The 20,607-nt window shown below is 68.4% G+C and carries 21 protein-coding genes; 6 read left to right on the top strand and 15 right to left on the bottom strand.

Annotated elements, in window-relative coordinates; all coding sequences use genetic code 11:
• Positions 1–212: 212 nt before the first annotated feature.
• From C2U58_RS14180 to C2U58_RS14220, 9 genes are all read right to left on the bottom strand, one after another.
• The gene (locus tag C2U58_RS14180) at positions 213–1,223 is read right to left on the bottom strand and encodes a symmetrical bis(5'-nucleosyl)-tetraphosphatase (RefSeq protein WP_102946423.1); all 1,011 of its coding nucleotides are present in this window, start codon (positions 1,221–1,223) and stop codon (positions 213–215) included.
• A gap of 13 nt (positions 1,224–1,236) precedes the next feature.
• Positions 1,237–1,620 carry a Co2+/Mg2+ efflux protein ApaG gene (gene apaG, locus C2U58_RS14185; protein ID WP_102946424.1) on the bottom strand — a complete coding sequence of 128 codons (384 nt, stop codon included), beginning with the start codon at positions 1,618–1,620 and terminating at the stop codon, positions 1,237–1,239.
• Positions 1,617–2,435 (bottom strand): 16S rRNA (adenine(1518)-N(6)/adenine(1519)-N(6))-dimethyltransferase RsmA, encoded by an 819-nt coding sequence (rsmA, locus tag C2U58_RS14190; RefSeq protein ID WP_102946425.1) that lies wholly within the window; start codon positions 2,433–2,435, stop codon positions 1,617–1,619. Before rsmA ends, apaG begins: the two co-directional genes overlap by 4 nt.
• A complete protein-coding gene (gene pdxA, locus C2U58_RS14195; RefSeq protein ID WP_102946426.1) occupies positions 2,432–3,412 on the bottom strand; it encodes a 4-hydroxythreonine-4-phosphate dehydrogenase PdxA in 981 nt (326 codons plus the stop codon). The genes rsmA and pdxA overlap by 4 nt, the downstream gene beginning before the upstream one ends.
• An 11-nt stretch (positions 3,413–3,423) precedes the next feature.
• Positions 3,424–4,773 (bottom strand): peptidylprolyl isomerase, encoded by a 1,350-nt coding sequence (locus tag C2U58_RS14200; RefSeq protein ID WP_102946427.1) that lies wholly within the window; start codon positions 4,771–4,773, stop codon positions 3,424–3,426.
• The gene (gene lptD / locus C2U58_RS14205; RefSeq protein ID WP_102946428.1) at positions 4,770–7,226 is read right to left on the bottom strand and encodes an LPS-assembly protein LptD; all 2,457 of its coding nucleotides are present in this window, start codon (positions 7,224–7,226) and stop codon (positions 4,770–4,772) included. The genes C2U58_RS14200 and lptD overlap by 4 nt, the downstream gene beginning before the upstream one ends.
• A gap of 91 nt (positions 7,227–7,317) precedes the next feature.
• The gene (locus tag C2U58_RS14210) at positions 7,318–8,235 is read right to left on the bottom strand and encodes a histone deacetylase family protein (RefSeq protein WP_102946429.1); all 918 of its coding nucleotides are present in this window, start codon (positions 8,233–8,235) and stop codon (positions 7,318–7,320) included.
• Positions 8,236–8,265: 30 nt separating this feature from the next.
• Positions 8,266–8,820 (bottom strand): cob(I)yrinic acid a,c-diamide adenosyltransferase, encoded by a 555-nt coding sequence (locus tag C2U58_RS14215; RefSeq protein WP_102946430.1) that lies wholly within the window; start codon positions 8,818–8,820, stop codon positions 8,266–8,268.
• Positions 8,821–8,831: 11 nt separating this feature from the next.
• Complete coding sequence (locus C2U58_RS14220) at positions 8,832–9,416, bottom strand: hypothetical protein (protein WP_102946431.1); 585 nt, start codon at positions 9,414–9,416, stop codon at positions 8,832–8,834.
• A gap of 84 nt (positions 9,417–9,500) precedes the next feature.
• Between C2U58_RS14220 and ubiH the strand changes: the two genes are divergently transcribed.
• The 4 genes from ubiH to C2U58_RS14240 all read left to right on the top strand — a co-directional run bounded on the left by ubiH (position 9,501) and on the right by C2U58_RS14240 (position 12,973).
• The gene (gene ubiH, locus C2U58_RS14225; RefSeq protein ID WP_102946432.1) at positions 9,501–10,706 is read left to right on the top strand and encodes a 2-octaprenyl-6-methoxyphenyl hydroxylase; all 1,206 of its coding nucleotides are present in this window, start codon (positions 9,501–9,503) and stop codon (positions 10,704–10,706) included.
• A complete protein-coding gene (locus C2U58_RS14230) occupies positions 10,703–11,878 on the top strand; it encodes a UbiH/UbiF family hydroxylase (RefSeq protein ID WP_102946433.1) in 1,176 nt (391 codons plus the stop codon). The genes ubiH and C2U58_RS14230 overlap by 4 nt, the downstream gene beginning before the upstream one ends.
• Before the next feature lie 119 nt (positions 11,879–11,997).
• Positions 11,998–12,417 carry a hypothetical protein gene (locus tag C2U58_RS14235; RefSeq protein ID WP_102946434.1) on the top strand — a complete coding sequence of 140 codons (420 nt, stop codon included), beginning with the start codon at positions 11,998–12,000 and terminating at the stop codon, positions 12,415–12,417.
• Between the two features lie 145 nt (positions 12,418–12,562).
• Entirely contained in the window at positions 12,563–12,973 is a 411-nt protein-coding gene (locus C2U58_RS14240) for a hypothetical protein (RefSeq protein ID WP_146033473.1), read from the top strand.
• Positions 12,974–13,024: 51 nt separating this feature from the next.
• On the opposite strand, the gene rlmM is transcribed toward C2U58_RS14240, so the two are convergent.
• The 3 genes from rlmM to C2U58_RS14255 are packed head-to-tail and all read right to left on the bottom strand — an operon-like array spanning position 13,025 to position 16,424.
• Positions 13,025–14,062 (bottom strand): 23S rRNA (cytidine(2498)-2'-O)-methyltransferase RlmM, encoded by a 1,038-nt coding sequence (gene rlmM / locus C2U58_RS14245; RefSeq protein WP_102946436.1) that lies wholly within the window; start codon positions 14,060–14,062, stop codon positions 13,025–13,027.
• Between the two features lie 24 nt (positions 14,063–14,086).
• Entirely contained in the window at positions 14,087–14,647 is a 561-nt protein-coding gene (locus C2U58_RS14250) for a nucleoside deaminase (protein WP_102946437.1), read from the bottom strand.
• Positions 14,648–14,675: 28 nt separating this feature from the next.
• Positions 14,676–16,424, bottom strand: coding sequence for a glutamine--tRNA ligase/YqeY domain fusion protein (locus tag C2U58_RS14255; RefSeq protein WP_102946438.1), 1,749 nt, complete (start codon positions 16,422–16,424; stop codon positions 14,676–14,678).
• A 102-nt stretch (positions 16,425–16,526) separates the two neighbouring features.
• Between C2U58_RS14255 and C2U58_RS14260 the strand changes: the two genes are divergently transcribed.
• Both C2U58_RS14260 and msrA read left to right on the top strand, forming a co-directional pair.
• Complete coding sequence (locus C2U58_RS14260; protein WP_102946439.1) at positions 16,527–16,793, top strand: DUF2007 domain-containing protein; 267 nt, start codon at positions 16,527–16,529, stop codon at positions 16,791–16,793.
• A 27-nt stretch (positions 16,794–16,820) separates the two neighbouring features.
• Positions 16,821–17,471: a peptide-methionine (S)-S-oxide reductase MsrA gene (gene msrA / locus C2U58_RS14265; RefSeq protein WP_102946488.1), complete on the top strand. Its 651-nt coding sequence runs from the start codon at positions 16,821–16,823 to the stop codon at positions 17,469–17,471.
• A 607-nt stretch (positions 17,472–18,078) separates the two neighbouring features.
• Here the strand turns inward: msrA and C2U58_RS14270 are convergent.
• From C2U58_RS14270 to C2U58_RS14280, 3 genes are all read right to left on the bottom strand, one after another.
• The gene (locus tag C2U58_RS14270) at positions 18,079–19,041 is read right to left on the bottom strand and encodes a transaldolase (RefSeq protein ID WP_102946440.1); all 963 of its coding nucleotides are present in this window, start codon (positions 19,039–19,041) and stop codon (positions 18,079–18,081) included.
• A 51-nt stretch (positions 19,042–19,092) separates the two neighbouring features.
• Complete coding sequence (gene rnk, locus C2U58_RS14275; RefSeq protein ID WP_102946441.1) at positions 19,093–19,500, bottom strand: nucleoside diphosphate kinase regulator; 408 nt, start codon at positions 19,498–19,500, stop codon at positions 19,093–19,095.
• 127 nt (positions 19,501–19,627) lie between these two features.
• A complete protein-coding gene (locus C2U58_RS14280; protein WP_102946442.1) occupies positions 19,628–20,584 on the bottom strand; it encodes a LysR substrate-binding domain-containing protein in 957 nt (318 codons plus the stop codon).
• Positions 20,585–20,607 lie beyond the last annotated feature (23 nt).

A 20,607-nucleotide genomic window follows, 5' to 3' on the forward strand; every position in this document is an offset into this window, starting at 1 on the left:
CCCACTATCGAGGGGTCGGCGGGGGTGGGTTTGAGGGGGCACGAGCCGCATGGATGCGGCGATGAGCCTACATGGATGTATTTACGGCGTCCCCCACAAACCCGCACCCGACGGCCCCAGCCAGGGAAACGTTGCAAACGGCGGCTGTTCGCCTGAATCCAACAGCAGCCGGGCAGGGCCCGGCTCTACCGGAAACAACGCAATCAAGCGCTTTACGCAGTTGTAGGCGAGCTGTCGCCGCCGCCGTTGCCAGCCGGCTCGCGCTGACGGCGCGGTTGCTGTTGCCGCGGCCCACGCTCGCGCTGCTGCCCTTCGCGCGGACCGCGCGGCGGGCGGCCGCTCGGCTGGCCACCTTCATTGGAAGGGCGGCGCGCCGGCGGACGTGGCGGCGTGACCGGCTTCGGCACATCGCGGCCCGGTACCTGCACCACGCGCAGCTCCTCCGTATCCAGCTGCAGCGCCGTCAGCTTCCCGCCCCACACCGCACCCGTATCGATCGCATGCACGCCCTGCGTGATCGTCAGGCCCAGCGCCGACCAGTGCCCGCACACGATCTTCAGATCGCGCTCCACCCGGCCCGGCACCTCGAACCACGGGTACAACCCCTGTTCCTGCGTGCCCGGCGTGCCCTTGTCCTCGATCCCGATCCGCCCGCGCGGCGTGCAGTACCGCATCCGCGTCAGCAGATTGATGATCGCCCGCGAACGGTCGTAGCCCGACAGCCCCGGCGACCACACCGGCTTGTCCCCGTACATGTTGCGGAACAGCTTGCGGTACCCACCGCCATGCAGCTGCTGCTCCACCTCCCGCGCATGCTTCTCCGCCAGCTGCGTCGTCCACTTCGGCGCCAGCCCCGCATGCACCATCATCCAGCCCAGCTCACGGTCCACGTGCACCAGCTTCTGCATCCGCAGCCAGTCCAGCAGCACATCCCGGTCCTCCGCCTGCACGATCCGCAGCAGGTCCGGATTCACCTTGCGCTGCTCCTCCTCCGTACGTGCACCCACCGCCAGCAGTGACAGATCGTGGTTGCCCAGCACCACCACACTGTGCTCCCGCAGCGAATGCACCAGCCGCAGCGTCTCCAGCGACTGACCGCCCCGGTTCACCAGGTCGCCACAGAACCACAGCCTGTCCACCGCCGGATCGAAGCGGATCTTCTCCAGTAGACGCTGGGTCACCTCATAACAGCCCTGCAGGTCCCCGATGGCCCAGACACTCATGCGTGCGCCTCCATCAGTGCAGCGTGCGCGGAACAGTCAACACGAACGGCGCGATGGGCGCAGCGAACTCGGTGCCATCGTCGGCCACCATGTCGTAATGCCCCTGCATCGTTCCATGTTCGGTTTCCAGCATGACACCCGACGTGTAACGGAAGTCTTCACCCGGGCGCAACCGCGGCTGCTCCCCGATCACCCCGTCACCGTCCACATGCTCCACCCGCCCGTTGCCATCGGTGATCCGCCAATGGCGCGCCACCAGCCGCGCCGCAACGCGGCCGCCGTTGTGGATCCGGATCGTATACGCGAACGCAAAGCGCCCGTCTTCCGGCGTCGACTGCTCATCCAGGAAGCGCGGCGCGACCTCCACCGAGATCGCATACTGATCGGCGTCGCTCATGCCGACTCCGCGCGCGGCACATTGGCGAGCGCAATGAACTGCGCCACCTCCAGCTGCTCCGCACGTGCATCGCTGCGCACCCCCGCCGCCTCGAACTGCTCCGGCGTCACCACCCCGTTCAGTGCATTGCGCAGCGTCTTGCGGCGCTGCCCGAATGCCGAGCGCACCACCTCCGCGAACCGCTTCCGGTCCAGGATCCCGACCGTCGCCGGATCGCGCGGCACCAGCCGCACCACCGCCGAATCCACCTTCGGTGGCGGGCGGAACGCCCCCGGCGGCACCACGAACAGCGACGTCACCTTGCACCAGGCCTGCAGCATCACGCTCAGCCGACCATAGACCTTGCTGCCCGGGTCGGCCGCCATGCGGTCCACCACTTCCTTCTGCAGCATGAAGTGCATGTCGCGGATCACCGCCGCATGCTCCATCGCATGGAACAGGATCGGCGACGAAATGTTGTATGGCAGGTTGCCGACCAGCCGGATCTGTCCGTCGCCGGCCAGCGCCGTGAAGTCCACCTGCAGCACGTCGCGGTGCACGATGGTCAGCTCGCCCAGCGGCTCGGCCGCAGCGGTCAGCGGCGCGATCAGGTCGCGGTCGAACTCGATCACCGTCAGGCGCGGGTGGCGACGCAGCAGCGGCAGGGTGATCGCACCCTGGCCCGGGCCGATTTCGACCAGCCGGTCGTCGTCCTTCGGATTGACCGCCAGCACGATCTTGTCGATGTAGCTGCGGTCGGCCAGGAAGTGCTGGCCGAGCTGCTTTTTGGCCGGGGCGGTGAAGCCGGGCGCAGAGGGGGAGTGCGAAGAAGTCATGTCGGCATTTTACGTTGCCGGGCCAGCCGCGCGCACAGCGCCGTGGCGGCCAGCAGGCTGGAAGGATCCGCGATGCCGCGGCCGGCCAGATCGAGCGCCGTGCCATGGTCCACCGCCACCCGGGGGTAGGGCAGGCCCAGGGTGATGTTCACCGCCTGCTCGAAACCGCTGTACTTGAGCACCGGCAGGCCCTGGTCGTGGTACATCGCCAGCACCGTGTCGAACCCGGCCAGCTTCTGCGGCAGGAACGCCGTGTCGGCCGGCAGCGGCCCGACCAGGTCCATCCCCTGCGCGCGCAGCCGCTCCAGCAGCGGAATGACCACGTCCAGCTCTTCACGGCCCAGGTGCCCGTCCTCGCCGGCATGCGGGTTCAGCCCCAGCACCGCGATCCGCGGCGCAGCGATGCCGAACTCGCGGCGCAGCGCATCGTGCACCGTGTGCAGGACCGTCGCCAGCCCATCGGCCGTGATCGCATCGGCCACCGCGCGCAGCGGCAGGTGGGTGGTGGCCAGCGCCACTCGCACGATGTCGTTGGCCAGCATCATCACCACCTGCACCCCGGCCTGGTCGGCAAGCAGCTCGGTGGTCCCGCTGTAGGCGATCCCGCCCTGGTTGATCACCGCCTTGTGCACCGGCCCGGTCACCACCCCGTCCAGGCGCCCGTCCAGGCACGCCTGGCCGGCCTGGAGCAGGGCACCGATCACCGCCCCGGCATTGGCCGGGTCGGTCTGGCCGAAGCACGACGGCGACGCATTCGGCACTGGGCACAACGGCAGATCGCCCGGCTGGCGGGCGATCGCGTCTTCAGGCAGAAGGTTCAGTGGCAGCGAGAGCGCTGCTGCGGCCGACCGCAGCGTGTCGGGGTCGGCGAAGGCCAGCAGCCGGCAATCGGTGCGCGGCTGCTGGATCAGGCGAAGGCAGAGTTCCGGGCCGATCCCGGCGGGCTCGCCCGGTACCAGAGCGAGCTGCGGGATCATCGGCGCGGGCCTCAGGGGTTGGTCGGCGCCGGGGCCGGAGTGGCCTGCGCGGCGGTGCCGATGCGCAGGTCGACGTAGGCTTCGCCACGCAGTTCCTGCAGGTAACGGTTGTATTCCTCTTCCAGCTTGCGGCGACCGATGGTCTCGCGGATCTGGGCGCGCTTGTTGTCGGTGCCGGCGTCGGTCTGGCGGGTGGCCTCGCGCTGCACGATGTGCCAGCCGGCATCGGTGCGGAACGGCTGGCTGACGCCGCCGTCGGCCAGCGCGGAAACCTGTTTGCCGAAGTCCGGACCGAACGCTTCCGCCGGGAACCAGCCCAGATCGCCGCCCTGGCCCTTGGTATTGTTGTCTTCGGACGCTTCCTTGGCCACGGCCTGGAAGTCCGCGCCGCCGGCGATGCGCGCACGCAGGGTGTCGGCCTTGGCCTTGGCGGTGGCGTTGTCCTGCTGGTCGTTGACCCGCACCAGGATATGCCGCGCGTGGTATTCGGTGATGGTCTGGCCGCCGGCGCTGGCGCTGGCGTCACGTACTTCAACCAGCTTGAGCAGCTGGAAGCCGCTTGGGCCACGCAGCGGGCCGACCACGTCGCCGGCCTTCATGCTGGTCATCATCTGGGCGAACGCGCCGGGGATTTCATCCAGCGAACGCCAGCCCAGGTCGCCGCCTTCCAGCGCGTTGGGGCTGTCCGAATAGCGCACGGCGGCGGCATTGAAGTCCAGCTCGCCCTTGTCCAGCAGGCCTTTCACGCCGTCGGCCTTCTTCTGGCCGGTGGCGATCTGCTCGGCGGTGGCGCCTTCCGGCAGCGCGATCAGGATGTGCGCCAGGTGGTACTGGGTACCGGCGGTCGCTTCCTGCTTCAGCGCGGCATCCACTTCGCCCTCGCTGACGCTGATGCGGCTCTGCGCGAAGCTCTGGCGCAGGCGCTGCACGGTGATTTCGTCGCGGACCGAGTTGCGGAAGTCATTGAAATCCAGGCCGTCGGCGGCCAGGCGCTGGCGCAGGGCGTCCAGGTTGGAGCCGTTCTGCTGGGCGATCGAGTTCAGCGCCTGGTTCAGTTCCTGGTCGCTGACCTTGATCCCGCTGCCTTCGGCGCGGGCCACCTGCAGCTTGACCAACACCAGGCGCTCCAGCACCTGCCGGTTCAGCACGTCATCGGGCGGCAGCTGGTGCTCGCGGCCGGCGTACTGGGCCTTGATGTTCTGCACGGCACGGTCCAGCTCGCTCTGCAGCACCACGTCTTCGTCGACGATCGCGGCAATGCGGTCCAGCGACTGGGTCTGCTGGGCCAGCACCTGCAGCGGCGCGGAAACGGTGGTGACGGCGAGGACGGAAGCGAGGAGGACGGGAAGGGTCTTGGTCATGGGATCAGGTTCGGATCGTAGTCGTCGCGCGTGGGCGCACCGGTAGTGCTGGGCGGCACGAGATAGAGGTCGTCCCGGTAATAGCCGAGAATAGCACGGCGCAAAGTGCGGTCCGTGTTCTGGCCGATGGAGCTCAGGCCCTTGAGCACGAACTCGATCTGGAACGAATTGTTCAGCTCACCCTCGCGGTTGCGCACGTAGCGGCGGGCCAGGGCGCGCACGGCCAGGCAGCAGCTGTCCCACTGCACGCCGCCGATGATCTCCAGCGGCGCCTTGTCTTCCAGCGAGTAGTAGTAGCGGCCGACCACGCTCCAGGAGGCATTGATCGGGTACAGGAAGGACAGGTCGACCTGCTCGAGCAGGGTGCGCTCTTCCTTGGTCGCGGTTGCCGGCGCGGCCGCATTGATGCGGTAGCGGTAGGTCAGGTTGACGATGCCGTCGTTGGACATCAGGTAGCGTGCGCGTACGCTGGCCAGGTCCTCGCGCTTGTACTTGGGGTCCCACTGGTAGGTGGCGCCCAGGTTCCAGCGGTCGTTGATCGCATAGTTGGCGTCGGCGATCCAGGCCGACTTGCCCTGCTCGATCTGGGCCTGCTGGCCCGGCAGGGTGACCCGCGAATCGTCGAAGTACAGGATCTGGCCGATGCTGCCGGAGAAGCGCTCACGCCCGGTCTTCTGGTCGATGAATCGCGTGCTCAGCGCCATGGTCAGCTGGTTGGCGTCGTTCTGGCGGTCCGCGCCGGTGTAGCGCGAATCGCGGAACAGCTGGCCCCAGCTGAAGGTGAAGTCGCGGGTGTCGAAGATCGGCAGGTCGCTCTGGTCGCGGTACGGGGTGCGCAGGTAGAACAGGCGCGGCTCCAGCGTATGCAGGAAGCCCTTGCCGCCGATGGTGGTCTCGCGGTCGAAGTACATGCCCGCGTCGAGGCTGGCGATCGGCACGCTGCGGTGCGGCGAGGTGTTGCCGCGCAGCTGGTCGGGCGTCGCGGTGGACGGGTCGATGCCCGCATCCCGCAACGCCTGCAGTCGGGTCTGGTCGGCGAGGCCGCGATCCAGCTCGTACCCGGTGTACCGATAGGCCAGGGTCGGGGTGACATACCACGCGGCGCCGGCGAAGGGCATGCTCACGAATGGCTTCACGTCCAGGCGCGAGCCGTTGTAATACGGCGTGACCACGCCGCTGTCGGCGTAGTCGTCCTGCTCGCCCAGCTTGCCGTCCACATCATCATGGGTAAAGCGCACCGCCTCGGCATACACACCCACGTCCAGCCACGGCAGCACCGGCTTCTCCCAAGTGCCGAACAGGCGCGGCTGGCGCGCGTAGGGCAGGGAAGCGTCGGTCAGGGTGTAGTCGGTGTTCTGCCAGCGGTCGGCCATCAGGCCGCCACTCCAGTTCTCACCCGTGCCGTAGATGCCGATCTGGCTCTGCAGCGAGGAGGTGGTCACGCCCAGCAGCTTGCTGGAGAAATCCTCGGTGTAGCGTTCGTCGGTGACCCAGGCCAGGTTGGCACGGGCCTGCCACGTCGAATTGATGTTGTGGTAACCCTCGAACTTGAACTCGCCACGGTCGCGATCGCGCAGCTTGTCGTTCGGCAGGTAGGCAGTGTCCAGCTGGCCGCGGCCGCCGTCGTACAGATAGCGGAACTCGTTGTCGAGCATCAGCCCGCGCTTGCTCATGTAGCGCGGGGTCAGCGTGTCGTCGTAGTTCGGCGCCAGGTTGAAGTAGATCGGCTGCGCGTAATCGAACCCGTTGCGGCCGGACATGCCCAGCTGCGGGTAGAGCAGGCCGGTCTGGCGGCGGTCGTCGATCGGGAACTTGAAGTACGGTGCCCACAGGATCGGCACGTTGCCGATCCGCAGCACGGCGTTGCGGGCGGTACCGAAGCCTTCGTCGTTGTCCACGTCGATCTGCGGCGCCGACAGCTTCCAGATCGGCTGCGACGGATCGCAGGTGGTGTAGGTGGAGCGGTGCATCTGCCCGACCGAGCCCTGCAGGTCGATCGAGTCGGCGCCGCCATGGCCGCGCCGCGAAACCAGCTGGTACTGGATGTCGCTGATCTTGTGGGTGTCCGACTCCTGGTTGCCTTCGGCCCGCTTGGCGGTCATCCGGATCGACGAGTCCTGGTAGCGGACATTGCCTTCGGCGATGTAGTTGCCGCTCTCGGTGTCGAAGCTCAGGTGGTCGGTGCCCAGGAACTGGTCGCCGCGCTTGAGCGCCACGTTGCCCTGGTACTGCGGCACGGTGCTGGTGCCGAACAGAGTGTCGCCTTCGATATCGGTCGGTTGCTGGTCGCGGGTTTCAGCCGCGGCCTTGTCCGCCGGCGGGGCGTCCTGGAAGACGGGCAGGACGTCGGTGACCGGGCAGAGTCCCCAGTTGACCGGTTTCTCGTCGGCCATGGCCGGCAGGCAGATGGCGATGCTCAGGGGGAGGGGCAGCAGGCGGAGGGCTCGGCGCACGCGGGCTTCGGATTCAGGCGAAAACGGATCACAGCTTGCCCCATCCCTTGCATAGGGGCAATGAAGGGAAATTCCTACGAGGGGTTCAGGTTCATGGATCCAGCAGCGCCCCGACGTGCGCGACGCTGCATTCGGCCAGTGCCTGCAGGTCGTATCCGCCCTCCAGCATCGACACCATGCGCCCGGCCGCATGGCGACGGGCGAGCCCGCGCAGCTCGGCGGTGATCCAGGCGAAATCGTCGGTTTCCAGCATCAGGTCGGCCTGCGGATCGCGCAGGTGGGCGTCGAATCCGGCCGAGACCAGCAGCAGCTGCGGGCGGAAATCGTCGATCGCCGGCAGCATCTCGTCGGCCCAGGTGTTGCGGAAGCGGAAGCTGCCGCTACCCGGGGGCAGCAGGATGTTGAGCAGGTTGCCGGCGCCACGGTCGCGGCGCAGCCCCGAATGCGGGAACAGGCCGGCCTGGTGGGTGCTGTAGTAGGCCACCCGCGGGTCGGCCGCGAAGATGTCCTGGGTGCCGTTGCCGTGGTGCACGTCGAAATCGACGATGGCGATGCGCTCCAGCCCATAGCGGTCGCGCGCATAGGCCGCGGCGATGGCGATGTTGTTGAACAGACAGAACCCCATCGCCGTGGTGGCGGTGGCGTGGTGCCCCGGCGGACGGACCGCGCAGAACGCCAGCGGGTCCTTGCCCAGCATCACCGCATCGACCGCCGCCACCCCGGCGCCGGCCGCATGCACGGCGGCGCTGGCCGAGCCGGGCGAGGTCAGGGTGTCCATGTCGAGCTGGCGCAGGGGTTCGGTCTGGGTGGCCAGCACCTGGTCGATCAGCGCGCCGTCGTGCACCCGCGCCAGCTCGCCGAACTTGGCCGGCGGTGCCTGGCGCCAGTCCAGCTGCGCCGGGAAGGCCGCGTGCAGGGCGTCGAGCACCACCTGCAGGCGTTGCGGGCATTCGGGGTGGCCCGGGCCGGGATCGTGCAGCAGACAGTCGGGATGGGTGAAAGCCAGCATGCGGACGGGGTTCCGGGGCGGTAGGGCGGCTCAGCCGTGGCGGCGGGCGTGCTGCCAGAGCACGTCGCCGTGGCCATCGGCGCGGGCCAGCACCCGGGCCAGCACGAACAGCAGGTCCGACAGCCGGTTGAGGTAGTGCAGCGCTTCGGCGCGGACGGTTTCAAGCCGCGCAAGGGTCACCGTCTCGCGCTCGGCACGGCGCACGATGGTGCGCGCCAGGTGGCAGCGCGCGGCCGCTTCGCCGCCGCCGGGCAGGATGAACTCCTTCAAGGCCGGCAACGTGGCGTTGTAATGGTCCAGCTGCTGCTCGAGCGCGCCCACATCGCTGGCCTGGATGGCGGCATGGCCGGGAATGCACAGCTCGCCGCCGAGGTCGAACAACTGGTGCTGCACCGTGGTGAGCAGCGTGCGCACGTCGTCGGGCAGTGCCACCGCCAGCAGCACGCCCAGCGCCGAATTGGCCTCGTCCACGCTGCCGAAGGCGTTGACCCGCGCCGCATCCTTGGCCACGCGGCTGCCATCGCCCAGGCCGGTGCTGCCGTCATCGCCGGTGCGCGTGTAGATCCGCGAAAGACGGTTGCCCATGCGCGCCGGTCTCAGCGCAGCGCGTCGCGGCGGGCCTGCTGCAGTTTGACCACCTGTTCGGTGGCCAGCTGCAGCGCGGCGGCCAGCCCGACATAGATCGCGGCGGTGCGCAGGTACGGCAGGAACCAGTCTGCATAGTTCTTCGCCCAGCCCTGCAGGGTGGGCGCGGCGACCACGTCGCTTGACCAGTAGAACCCGCTCTGCGCGAACAGATGGCAGACCGCAACGGCACCCACCAGCAGCGCGGCGCCCTTGGCCAGCGCGGTCCAGTCGGCGCCGGTATAACCCTGGCGCAGCCACGCGCCGCCGCCCCACATCGCGAAGTAGGCCGGCACCAGCAGTGCGGTACCCGGCGACACGCAGTAGTGCTGCCAGTAGCCGATGCCGCTGGCGCGGATCACCAGCACATCGATGACGATCGCCAGCGCCATCAGCAGCGGGAAGGCCCAGCGCGACCAGCTGCGCAGGTGGAAGCCGCCGATGAAGAACACCGCCCAGGACGCGTCGGGGATGGCGGCGAAGTGATTGACCCGGGTCGCGGCCATCAGCAGCACGAGCACGAACAGGATGAAGGCGCGTTGGGCGGTCGGGGTCATGGGCACGGGCAGTGGTGGTCCAGCGTTCATTCTAGCGCCTGCCGCCACGGGGCGTTGCCGGCCTGCACGCACTATCATGGCGGCATGAGTGAACGTCATGACGTAGTGATCGTGGGCGGTGGGCTGGTCGGTGCCAGCCTGGCCATCGCCCTGGACCGGGCCGGCCGCGATGTCGGCCTGGTCGAAGCCGCTCCGGCAGGCGCGTTGCCGCCGGTGTTCGACCAGCGCAACCTCAGCTTCGGTGCGGCCACGGTCAACGCGTTGACCGCGCTGGGCGTGATGCAGCTGCTGGGCGCGGCCCCCGGCCCGATCACCCGCATCCAGGTCACCCGTGCCGGCGACTTCGGCCGCGTGCAGATGGACGCGGCGGAGTACCAGCGGCCGTGGTTCGGCCAGGTCGTGGTCGCCCGCGATTTCGGCCAGGCGCTGGAAGCGCGCCTGCAGGGCCTGCAGCACCTGACCCGCTATCGCCCGGCACGCTTCGTGCGGTTGGGCGCGGTCGAGGACGGCTACCGGCAGGTGGTCATCGCCGATGACAGCGGCGAGCGCTGCCTGCTGGCCCGGCTGGTGGTCGGCGCCGACGGCACCCGCAGCGGCGTGCGCGACGCGCTGGGCATCGAGGTCGACGAGCACGACTTCCAGCAGAACCTGTTCGTGGCCCGCGTCCGCGCCGCACGCGCGCCGGACGGCACCGCTTACGAACGCTTCACCGACACCGGCCCCACCGCGCTGCTGCCACGTGGCGACCGCCATTTCGGTGCCGTGCACGGCGTGGCCCGCGACCAGGCCGACGCGGTGCTGGCGCTGGACGACGCGGCCTGGCTGGCGCGGCTGCAGCGGGCCATCGGCTGGCGTGCCGGTCGTCTGCTGGAGAGCGGGCCGCGCAGCGCCTACCCGCTGGTGCAGGTGCTGGCGCGCGGCCTGGTCGGCGAGCGTGCGGTCCTGCTCGGCAACGCCGCGCAGACCATCCATCCGCTGGGCGCACAGGGGTTCAACCTAGGCCTGCGCGATGCGCTGACCCTGGCCGAACTGCTGGAGACGGCGACCGACCCCGGCAGTGACGCGCTGCTGCAGGCGCACGTGGCGCGCCGCGAGGAGGACCGCCGCCAGACCATCGCCTTCTCCGGTGGGCTGGCCCGGCTGACCAGCAACCCGGCACCGCTGCTGCGGCCGCTGCGCAGTCTCGGCCTGATCGCCGCGCAGGCGACCTCGATGCAGTCGATGCTGGTCGGCGGAGCGATGGGCTTCCGCGGCGAGGTGCCGGCGCTGTGCCGAGGGGTGGGCGCATGAGCCGCCGGACCCGCGATGCGATCGTGGTTGGCGGCGGCGTGGTCGGTGCGGCCTGCGCGCTGGCCCTGGCCGATGCCGGGCTGGAGGTCACCCTGGTGGAAGGCCGCGAGCCGGCCGGCTGGCAACCGCAGCAGCCTGACCTGCGGGTGTACGCCTTCGCCCCGGACAATGCGCAGCTGCTGCGCACGCTGGGGGTGTGGCCGTCGGTGCTGGCGGCCCGCGCCTGCGCCTACCGGCGCATGCGGGTCTGGGACGCCGCCGGTGGCGACGAACTGCAGTTCGACGCCGACCGCCTGGGGCGTGAGCAACTGGGCTGGATCGTGGAAAACGACCTGCTGGTGGACCGCCTGTGGGCGGCGCTGCCGGCCGCCGGCGTGCAGCTGTGCTGCCCGGCACGGGTGGAGGCGCTGGAGCAGGACGCCGACGGCGTGCGCCTTCGCCTGGACGATGGCCGCCGGCTGGAGGCCACGCTGGCGGTCGCCGCCGACGGTGCCGACTCGACCCTGCGCCGCCTGGCCGGGCTGGAGGTCAGCCGCCAGGATTACGGGCAGCGCGGGGTGGTGGCCTATATCGACACCGAACAGGACAACCAGGCCACCGCGTGGCAGCGCTTTCTGGTAAGCGGCCCGCTGGCGGTGCTGCCGGCCGGCACGCACCGGAGTTCCATCGTCTGGACGCTGCCCGATGCCGAGGCCGAACGCGTGCTGGCGCTGGACGAGCCGTCGTTCAACGCCGAACTGACCCGCGCCTTCGCCGGCCGCCTGGGCGCGATGACGCTGGCGTCGCGCCGCGCCGCGTTCCCGCTGCGTCGCCAGCTCGCCCAGGCCTATGTGGCCGGCCGCGTGCTGACCCTGGGCGATGCCGCGCATGTGGTCCATCCGCTGGCCGGGCAGGGCGTGAACCTGGGCCTGCGCGACGTGGCCGCCCTGCACGCGCAGGTGCTGCGCGCGCAGCAGCGGCGGCAGGACTGGACGTCACCGGAGCGTCTGCAGCGCTGGGCCCGCGAGCGGCGCAGCGACAACACGGTGTCGGCCTATGGGTTTGACGCAATCAACACCATTTTCTCGAATGACGAGATGCACCTGACCCTGGCGCGCGGACGCGCGCTGGGGTGCGCAGGCAAGCTGCCGCCGCTGGTCTCGGCGTTGTGGAAGCGCGCCGCCGGGCTTTGAGCCAGGAATGATCGAAATCTGGAAGTGCAGCCGTTCGCGGCTGCGCAGACTTTGGCGCGGCTTGCTCCATCCGGGTATCCGGTGGCACGCCGCCCTGTCTCTTTCCGGAACCTCCGTCAATGAATCTCTCCACATTCGCTCATCGACTGGCGCCCTTTGCCAGGCAGACTGCCCGCAAGCAGGATCCGGCCGTTGCGGAGAAGGACGCGATCAACCGCGCGCTGGGAACGGCGAAGGGCATCAGCGAGGTGCTGATGGTGGTCCGTAATCTCCCGCTCAGCCTGGGCAATCGTGCCTTCAAAGAGGAGTTGAACCTCCAGAGGTTCATCCGGCAGCTCGATGTGAGACTCCCGAGCGAGCAGGACTACGGGGCGGTGGAAAAAAGCGTGCGCTGCATCGACCGCGACCTTGAAGGCATGGAGAAGATCCTGTGCCTCGAACAAGGCAAGCCGGGGAGCCGGAACCACAGCGACTATGTCCACATCCTCAACAGCAGGAAGCAGGGCATTCCATTGAAGGCGCTGATGCGCACGAAATGAGGCGCGAGCCCGTCAGTACGTGCTCGAAGTGATCGATTCCTGCAAGTGATCGCCCCCGGCGCCCGGGCAGACTGAACGGGCGTTGCCGCCCCGGTGTGGAGGGTCTGGCGATGCGGAACCGTCGTCCCAGACCCTGCGGAGCGCCATGACCTTTCCGATCCGTCCTGTATCACCGATCAGCGCCACGCAGCGGAGCATGCGCACACGGCAAGATCCCGAGCTTGCCGCTGCGGCAATGGAGAAGAAGCCCAGCGAAGCGACCGCCCTGCTGGGCGAACTGCTCGATCGCATCGAAAACGAGGGAAGTCGGCCTGGCGTCAGCCACTTCATCGATCCGGCCGCAGAGGCAAGTGCCCAGCTCAGCCGCGTCGTGGAGAGCGCATCGAACGGTCCCCCGCCATCGCGGGAGAGTTTCGCCCGCCAGCTCATCTATGTTGGTGAGGTGGAGAAAAACCTGCGCGAACAACTGGGCGCCGCCAGGACCGACGAAAAGCGGGAAGAACTGCGCGAAGCGCTCCAGACGCTGGTGAAAGTGAAGCGCTTCCGGGGCGATTGAGGCAGCGTAGCGACACGCCATGCGTGTCCTCGCGGCCTCCACACCCTCACATCACCACGCCAGAACCGTGATCTCCTCACGATCGTGATACAGCTGCTTGGCGCGCACGTTCAACGGGCGGCCGGCCTGGTCCTGGAACAGCTCCAGGCACAACCGGGTTTCGTCCCAGCGCTTCTTCATCGGCAGCTTCAGGTTGAAGATCGCATGCCGGCACCAGCCCTCGCGGAACCAGGTCGCCATGCGCTCGGCCACGCGGCGCGGCTGTTCGACCATGTCGCACACCATCCAGTCCAGCGGTGCCTCGGGTTGCCAGTGGAAGCCGTCGGCGCGCAGGTGTTCGACCAGGCCGGTCTCCAGCACGTGCTCGCGCAGCGGGCCGTTGTCGACGCTGATCACATGCATGTGCTGGCGGGTCAGCACCCAGGTCCAGCCGCCGGGCGCGGCGCCGAGGTCGGCGGCGCGCATGCCCGGCCGCACCAGCTGTTCGCGTTCGTCCGGGCTCATCAGGGTCAGCAGGGCTTCGTCCAGCTTCAACGCGGAACGTGAAGGCGCTTCGGGCAGCAGCTTCAGGCGCGGAATGCCCAGCGCCCACGGCGCGCTGTCGCGGGTGTCGGCGACGCACACGAACGCGTGGCGGCCGTCGACGAACACCACATGCAGGCGCGGCAGCGCGGTGTTGGGTTTGTCGGTGAGCAGGCCGGCCTTGCGCAGCGCCGGGCGCAGCGCATTGCCGAAGGCGCGGGCCAGGCCGGCCAGCGGTTTGCCTTCATCCGAATCGGGGTGCTCCACCCACATGTCGCCAAAGCGCTGCTGGCCTTCCAGTGCCGCCAGGATCGGGGTGATGCGGTCGGACGGATCCAGCTCGCGCAGTTCGGCCAGTACCACCAGTTTCTGCCGGGCGAAGATCAGCGACCGCCAGGGCAGCGCCTTCGACAACGCGGCGCCTTCGTCGGTGGCGAACAGCACATAGCCGTCGTTGCGCTGCGTACGCGCGTAGCCGGGAATGTTGGCGTAGGCGGCGCGCTCGGACAGCTCACCGGCCAGTTCCGGCTCGAAGCCCTGGCGGCACAGGCACAGCAGGCCGCTCATCGACGCACGCCGGTGGCGCGGGAATCAGTAGTGCGCACCGTTGAGCTCCCCGTACTGGCGCAGGACCACGCGCGCGGCGTCGCGCTGGATGCCCTGCACGACCTCGATGCCACGTTTGCCGAGTTCACCGACCCAGTCGGCCGGCAGCGGGCCTTCGTCGAACGCGGTGAGTTCTTCCACGTCCTGCGCGCTGGCGCCGATCAACAGGCGGTCGATGCCGGCCCAGACGGTGGCGCCGTAGCACTGGCAGCAGGGCTGGGAGGAGGTCGCCAGGGTGATCGGGGAAAGCACGGCATTCAGGCGCGGGGTCTGGAGGCGCTGCTGGGCCAGCATGTAGGCCATGTTCTCGGCATGCGCGAGCGAGGTGTTGTGCGGGACCACGCGGTTGACGCCGGCGGCGATGACGCGGTCGTCCGGACCGAACACCACGGCGCCGAACGGGCCGCCGGTTGCTGCTTCGACGTTCAGGCGCGAAAGCTCGATGGCCAGCGCGACCTTGGCGTCATCGCCGGGATAGGCACGGCCGAGGTCGATCTGGTCGTGGATCCAGGCGGGCAGGGTGAGATGGACTTGCGCGTACAGCATTGAACAGGCCTTTCGAATACGGTGGGGCTTACGCCGACCAGGTGTCGCGCAGGGTGACGCTGCGGTTGAACACGGGGGCGGCGGCGGTGTGGTCGCGGCGGTCGGCGACGAAGTAGCCGGTGCGCTCGAACTGGAACGACTGTTCGGGTTCGGCGGCGGCGGCGGCGGGCTCGACGTAGCCGGTGACGGTGCGGCGCGATTCCGGGTTGAGGTAGTCGCGGTAGGTCTTGCCTTCGGATTCGTCGTCCGGGTTGGGCACCGAGAACAGGCGGTCGTACAGGCGGATCTCGGCCGGCACGGCGTGTACGGCACTCACCCAGTGGATGGTGCCCTTGACCTTGCGGTTGGCGCCTTCCATGCCGGGGCGCGATTCGGGATCGAGCCAGCCGCGCAGTTCGGTGATGGTGCCGTCGGCGTCCTTGATGACTTCGTCGCAGCGGATGATGCCGGCGCCGCGCAGGCGCACTTCGCCACCGGGTACGAGGCGCTTCCAGCCCTTGGGCGGGACTTCGGCGAAGTCTTCGCGCTCGATCCAGAGTTCGCGTGCGAACGGGACCTCGCGGCTGCCGAAGGCTTCATCCTTGGGATGGTTGGCGAAGGTAAGCGTTTCGGTGTGGCCGTCGGGCAGGTTGGCCAGGACCAGCTTGACCGGGTCGACCACGGCCATGCGGCGCGCGGCGGCGCTGTCGAGGTCTTCGCGCAGGGCGCCTTCCAGCACGCTGAAATCGATCAGCGAGTTCTGCTTGCTGATGCCCACGCGTTCGGCGAACAGGCGCATGGCAGCGGGAGTGTAGCCGCGGCGACGCAGGCCCTGCAGGGTCGGCATGCGCGGGTCTTCCCAGCCGTCGACGAGCTGTTCGGTGACCAGCGCCATCAGCTTGCGCTTGCTCATCACGGTGTAGTTGATGTTCAGGCGCGAGAATTCGATCTGGCGGGGCTTGGCGGCTTCGCGCGGCAGGCCGCGCTCGACCAGCGGTGCGGTCAGGGCGTCGTCATGGGCGAAGTCGACGTTGTCCACGCACCAGTCGTACAGGGGGCGGTGGTCTTCGAATTCGAGGGTGCACAGGGAGTGGGTGATGCCTTCGAGGGAATCGCCCAGGGCATGTGCGAAGTCGTACATGGGGTAGATCGGCCAGGCATTGCCGGTGTTCTGGTGTTCGACGTGCTTGATGCGGTACAGCGCGGGGTCGCGCAGGTTGATGTTGCCGCTGGCCATGTCGATCTTTGCGCGCACGGTACGGGCGCCGTCCGGGAACTCACCGGCGCGCATGCGGCGGAACAGGTCGAGGTTTTCGTCGACGCTGCGGTCGCGCCACGGCGAGGGGCGGCCGGGTTCGGTGAGGGTGCCGCGGTAGGCGCGCACTTCTTCGGCGGAGAGGTCGCAGACGTAGGCCTTGCCGTCGCGGATCAGCTTTTCGGCGGCCAGGTAGTAGGCGTCGAAGTAGTCGGAGGCGTGGCGCAGTTCGTTCCATTCAAAGCCGAGCCAGCGCACGTCGTCCTGGATGGCGGCGACGTACTCGGGGTCTTCCTTGGCGGGGTTGGTATCGTCGAAGCGCAGGTTGCAGACGCCGGCGAACTCACCGGCGATGCCGAAGTTCAGGCAGATCGATTTGGCATGGCCGATGTGCAGGTAGCCGTTGGGCTCCGGCGGGAAGCGGGTCTTGATGGTCGGGTGCTTGCCGCTGGCCAGGTCCTCACGCACGATCTGGCGGATGAAATCGCGCTTTTCGTGGGTGTCGGCGGTGGCGTCGGTGGGGGCGGCGGTAAGCTCGGACATGATGCGCTGGCGTAAGGCAAAGAGATCGCTAGTCTAACGCGTCCCCTGCGGGGGGCGTGAGACCGGCGTATGCTCGGTCCATACGCCCCAAGGACCCCGCCCATGCACGTGATCTACCAGGCCGACAACCTGTTCGACGCCCATCTGGTCAAGCATGCGCTGGAGGATGCGGGCATTCCGGCGTTCGTGTTCGGGGAGCAGCTGCTCGGCGGGATGGGCGAGCTGCCGCTGTTCGGGGTGCTGCGGGTCTGCGTGCCAGACCTGGCCAGGCCGGAGGCGGAACAGATCGTGGCGGGGCTGGACTTGGGCGGGGCGCCGGACGACCCCATATTCGACGGTGACGAAAGCGCCGGCCTGTTGCCGGCCTAGGAGACCGCCATGTTGGGAATTTCCACTCTGCTGGGCATTGGCGCGTTCAAGCAGCGCCTGCCGCGCGCGGAAGAGGCCCTGCCGGGCCGCGAGCACCCGCTGCCGCTGCACAACCAGCATTATGTGAACAGCCATCCGCTCAAGGACGGTTTCGCGGGCCTGGAGCGGATCCGCTTCGCGATGGGCTGTTTCTGGGGTGCGGAGCGGAAGTTCTGGACGCTGCCGGGGGTGTATTCGACGTCGGTGGGTTATGCGGGCGGGAGCACGCCGAACCCGACCTATGAGGAGGTCTGTTCGGGCATGACCGGGCACACCGAGATCGTGGAGGTGGTATTCGACCCGGCGATCATCAGCCTGGCTCAGCTGCTGCAGGTGTTCTGGGAAAACCATGATCCGACCCAGGGCATGCGCCAGGGCAACGACACGGGCACGCAGTACCGTTCGGCGCTGCACGCGACCAGCCAGGCGCAGTACGCGGCGGCCGTGGCCAGCCGGGATGCCTACCAGCAGCGGTTGTCCGACAAGGGTTACGGTGCGATAACCACCGAGATCGCGTTCCCGGCACCGGAGTATTACTACGCCGAGGATTATCACCAGCAGTATCTGGCCAAGAATCCGAACGGCTACTGCGGCATCGGCGGCACCGGCGTGAGCTGCCCGATCGGCGTGGACGCCTGATATCTGGATTGGGCTGGATTGCCTGCCCTTTGGATCGCCGGATTACCTGCACTCCGGATCCCCGGATTACCTGCACTCCGAATCCCCGGATTGCATGAACCCGGGTAGAGCCGGGCCCTGCCCGGCTGCTGTTGGATTCGTGCGAACAGCCGTGGGTTGCGGGGTTTCCCTGGTCAGGGCCGTCGGGTGCGGGTTTGTGGGGGACGCTGCAAGTACGTCCATGTAAGCTCATCGCCGCATCCATGCGGCTCGTGCCCCCTCAAACCCACCCCCGCCGACCCTCCGATAGTTGGCAGGCGGCCACGGGAAACCCCAATTCCGCCGTCAGACCATCCGCGTAGTGACACGCCATGCGTGTCTTGTTTTACCCACCGCACACGACCATGTATGGGGGCGGCCGCCGGGTAGCCCCCGGAGGGACGCTAGAAAACATGGATGTTTTCTAGCAGCCTACATGGACGTACTTGCGGCGTGTCCCGGAGCGGGGCTGCCCGGCGGCCGCCCCTGCACGTAACAGTGAGGCGCTGCTGTTCGCGCGAACCCCAAAAAAAACGGGACGGCTGCAATCACTGCAACCGTCCCGCTTTTGCTTCCGCAAAGAACCGAATTACAGCCGTTCGCGAATCGTCTGGCGCAGCGCTTCCAGATCCTTCGCAAACGCATCGATACCGGCAGCCAGCTTCTCGGTGGCCATCGGATCCGCAGCCAGGTCGGCAGCAAACTTCGCCGCATCGATCGGCGCCACCGATACCGACTCCGCCGCACCAGCCACCAGCTTGCGCGGCAGGTCGCCGTGGTCGGCGTCGAGCTTTTCCAGCAGGTCCGGGGAAATGGTCAGGCGGTCGCAGCCGGCCAGCGCTTCGATCTGCGCGGTGGAGCGGAACGAGGCGCCCATCACCACGGTCGGGGAGCCGCGGCGCTTGAATTCGGCGTACACGCCGCGCACGAACACCACGCCGGGGTCGGCGTCGATGTTGGCCGGGGCCTGGCCGTTGGCCACGTACCAGTCCAGGATGCGGCCGACGAACGGCGAGATCAGGAACGCGCCGGCTTCGCTGCAGGCCAGCGCCTGGGTCGGGTTGAAGATCAGGGTCAGGTTGCAGTCGATACCCTCGGCCTGCAGCTGGCGGGCGGCTTCCACGCCTTCCCAGGTCGCCGCGATCTTGATCAGCACCTTGCTGCGCGGCACGCCGGCCGCTTCGTACATGGCGATGAACTGGCGCGCCTTGGTCACCGTGGCGGCGGTGTCGTGCGCGAGGTCGGCGTCGACTTCGGTCGAGACGCGGCCCGGGACCAAGGTGCTCAGCAGCGTGCCCACGCCCACGGTCAGGCGGTCGGCCACGGCGTGCACCACGGTCTCGCGCTCGCCGGACTGCTCGCGGCCCCAGGCCAGCTCGCGCTCGATCAGCTCGGCATACACCGGCAGGTCCAGGGCCTTTTTCACCAGGGTGGGATTGGTCGTGCAGTCGACCGGCTTCAGGCGCTTGATGGCCTCGTAGTCGCCGGTGTCGGCGACCACCACGGACAGTTCGCGCAGCTGTGCAAGTTTGGACGGGGTTGCAGTACTCATTACGGCTCCTGGAACGTTATCGGGGCCCTGCGCGATGCGCGGCAGGGACGATCAATGCTTGGGCGGATTGTGGACGGCGGTCACCCGCAGGCGCAATTTGCGGCCGCCAGGTGCGTCCCAGTCCATGGTCTGGCCGACCGCCAGGCCGAGCAGGGCGGTGCCCACCGGCGCGAGGATCGAGACCTTGCCCTGGTCGACGTCCGCTTCGCGCGGGTACACCAGGGTCAATTCGTGTTTTTCGCCCTGCAGCTCATCTTCGCACTCGACCCGCGAATGCATCATGACGACGCCCTCGGGCATCTGGTCACGGTCGACGACGGTCGCGCGCTCGAGCTCGTGCGCCAGGGCTTTGCCGGGGGGGCTCTGTTCTACAGCGGGGGATTCAAGCATGGCTTCGAGCTGGTTCATGTCGAAGCTGGAAACGGTGATGGACGGCGGCAGGCCGCTGGCGGTGGACATCAGAAACTCCTGTGGCTTAGGGGAAGACCCATGCAAAAGGCGGCGCCTGCTGGCACCGCCCTGGCCTATTGTGCGGCGTATCCGCGGCGGATGCGACTGTCCCGCCGGGGCCGGTTCAGCGGGGCGGTCAGGCCTGCGCGTGCAGGACGCGCGGCGGGGCCGGGTCGCTTTCGTCGCGGTCCAGCGTGAACAGGGCGTCAGGCAGGCGCTTGAACTGCTCGGCCAGCTGCTGCAGGAACTCGGTCATGGCCGAGCTGCGCCGCCAGACCATGGCGATGCGGCGGCTGGGCCGGTCCTCGCCCTCGAAGTCGAGCAGGGCGATGTTGGTCGAGCGCGGGACGGGCGGCTTCACCGACAGGGTCGGCAGCAGGGTGATGCCGACGTCGGCGGCGACCATCTGGCGCAGCGTCTCCAGGCTGGTGGCGCGGAATTCGGACTTCTCGTTGGCGCCGAACAGGCGGCAGACCGCCAGCGCCTGGTCGCGCAGGCAATGTCCGTCTTCCAGCAGCAGCAGCTTGTGGGTGGACAGTTCCTGCACGTCCAGATGGAGCCGGCGCGCGAGCGGGTGCTGCCCGGAGACCGCCAGCAGGAACGGTTCTTCGAACAGGAACTCGGCGTGCAGCTGGTCGTCGTCCAGCGGCAGCGCCAGCAGCGCTGCGTCCAGGCGTCCGTCGCGCAGGCGGTGCAGCAGCTCGTCGCTCTTTTCCTCGACCAGCAGCAGCTCCAACTGCGGGAAGCGGGCGCGGATGTTGGGGATCACGTGCGGGAGCAGGTACGGGCCCAGCGTCGGGAAGATGCCCAGGCGCACCGCGCCGGCTTCCGGGTCGACACTGCGCCGCGCGGCTTCCTTCATCTGTTCGATCTCGGCCACGATGACGCGCGCGCGCGCCGCAGCCTCCACCCCGGCCGGGGTCAGCATCACCTTGCGGGGGGAACGCTCCACCAGCGGCAGGCCCAGCTCATCCTCGAGCTTCTTGATCTGGGTCGACAACGTCGGCTGGCTGACGAAGCAGGACGCCGCCGCGCGACCGAAGTGGCGATGGTCGGCCAGCGCCACCAGATATTTCAGATCACGTAGGTTCATTTCCTTGTACCTCTAAACGGTAA

The sequence above is a fragment of the Stenotrophomonas sp. VV52 genome, assembly GCF_002893095.1.
In the GTDB taxonomy this organism is placed as follows: Bacteria; Pseudomonadota; Gammaproteobacteria; order Xanthomonadales; family Xanthomonadaceae; genus Stenotrophomonas; species Stenotrophomonas aracearum.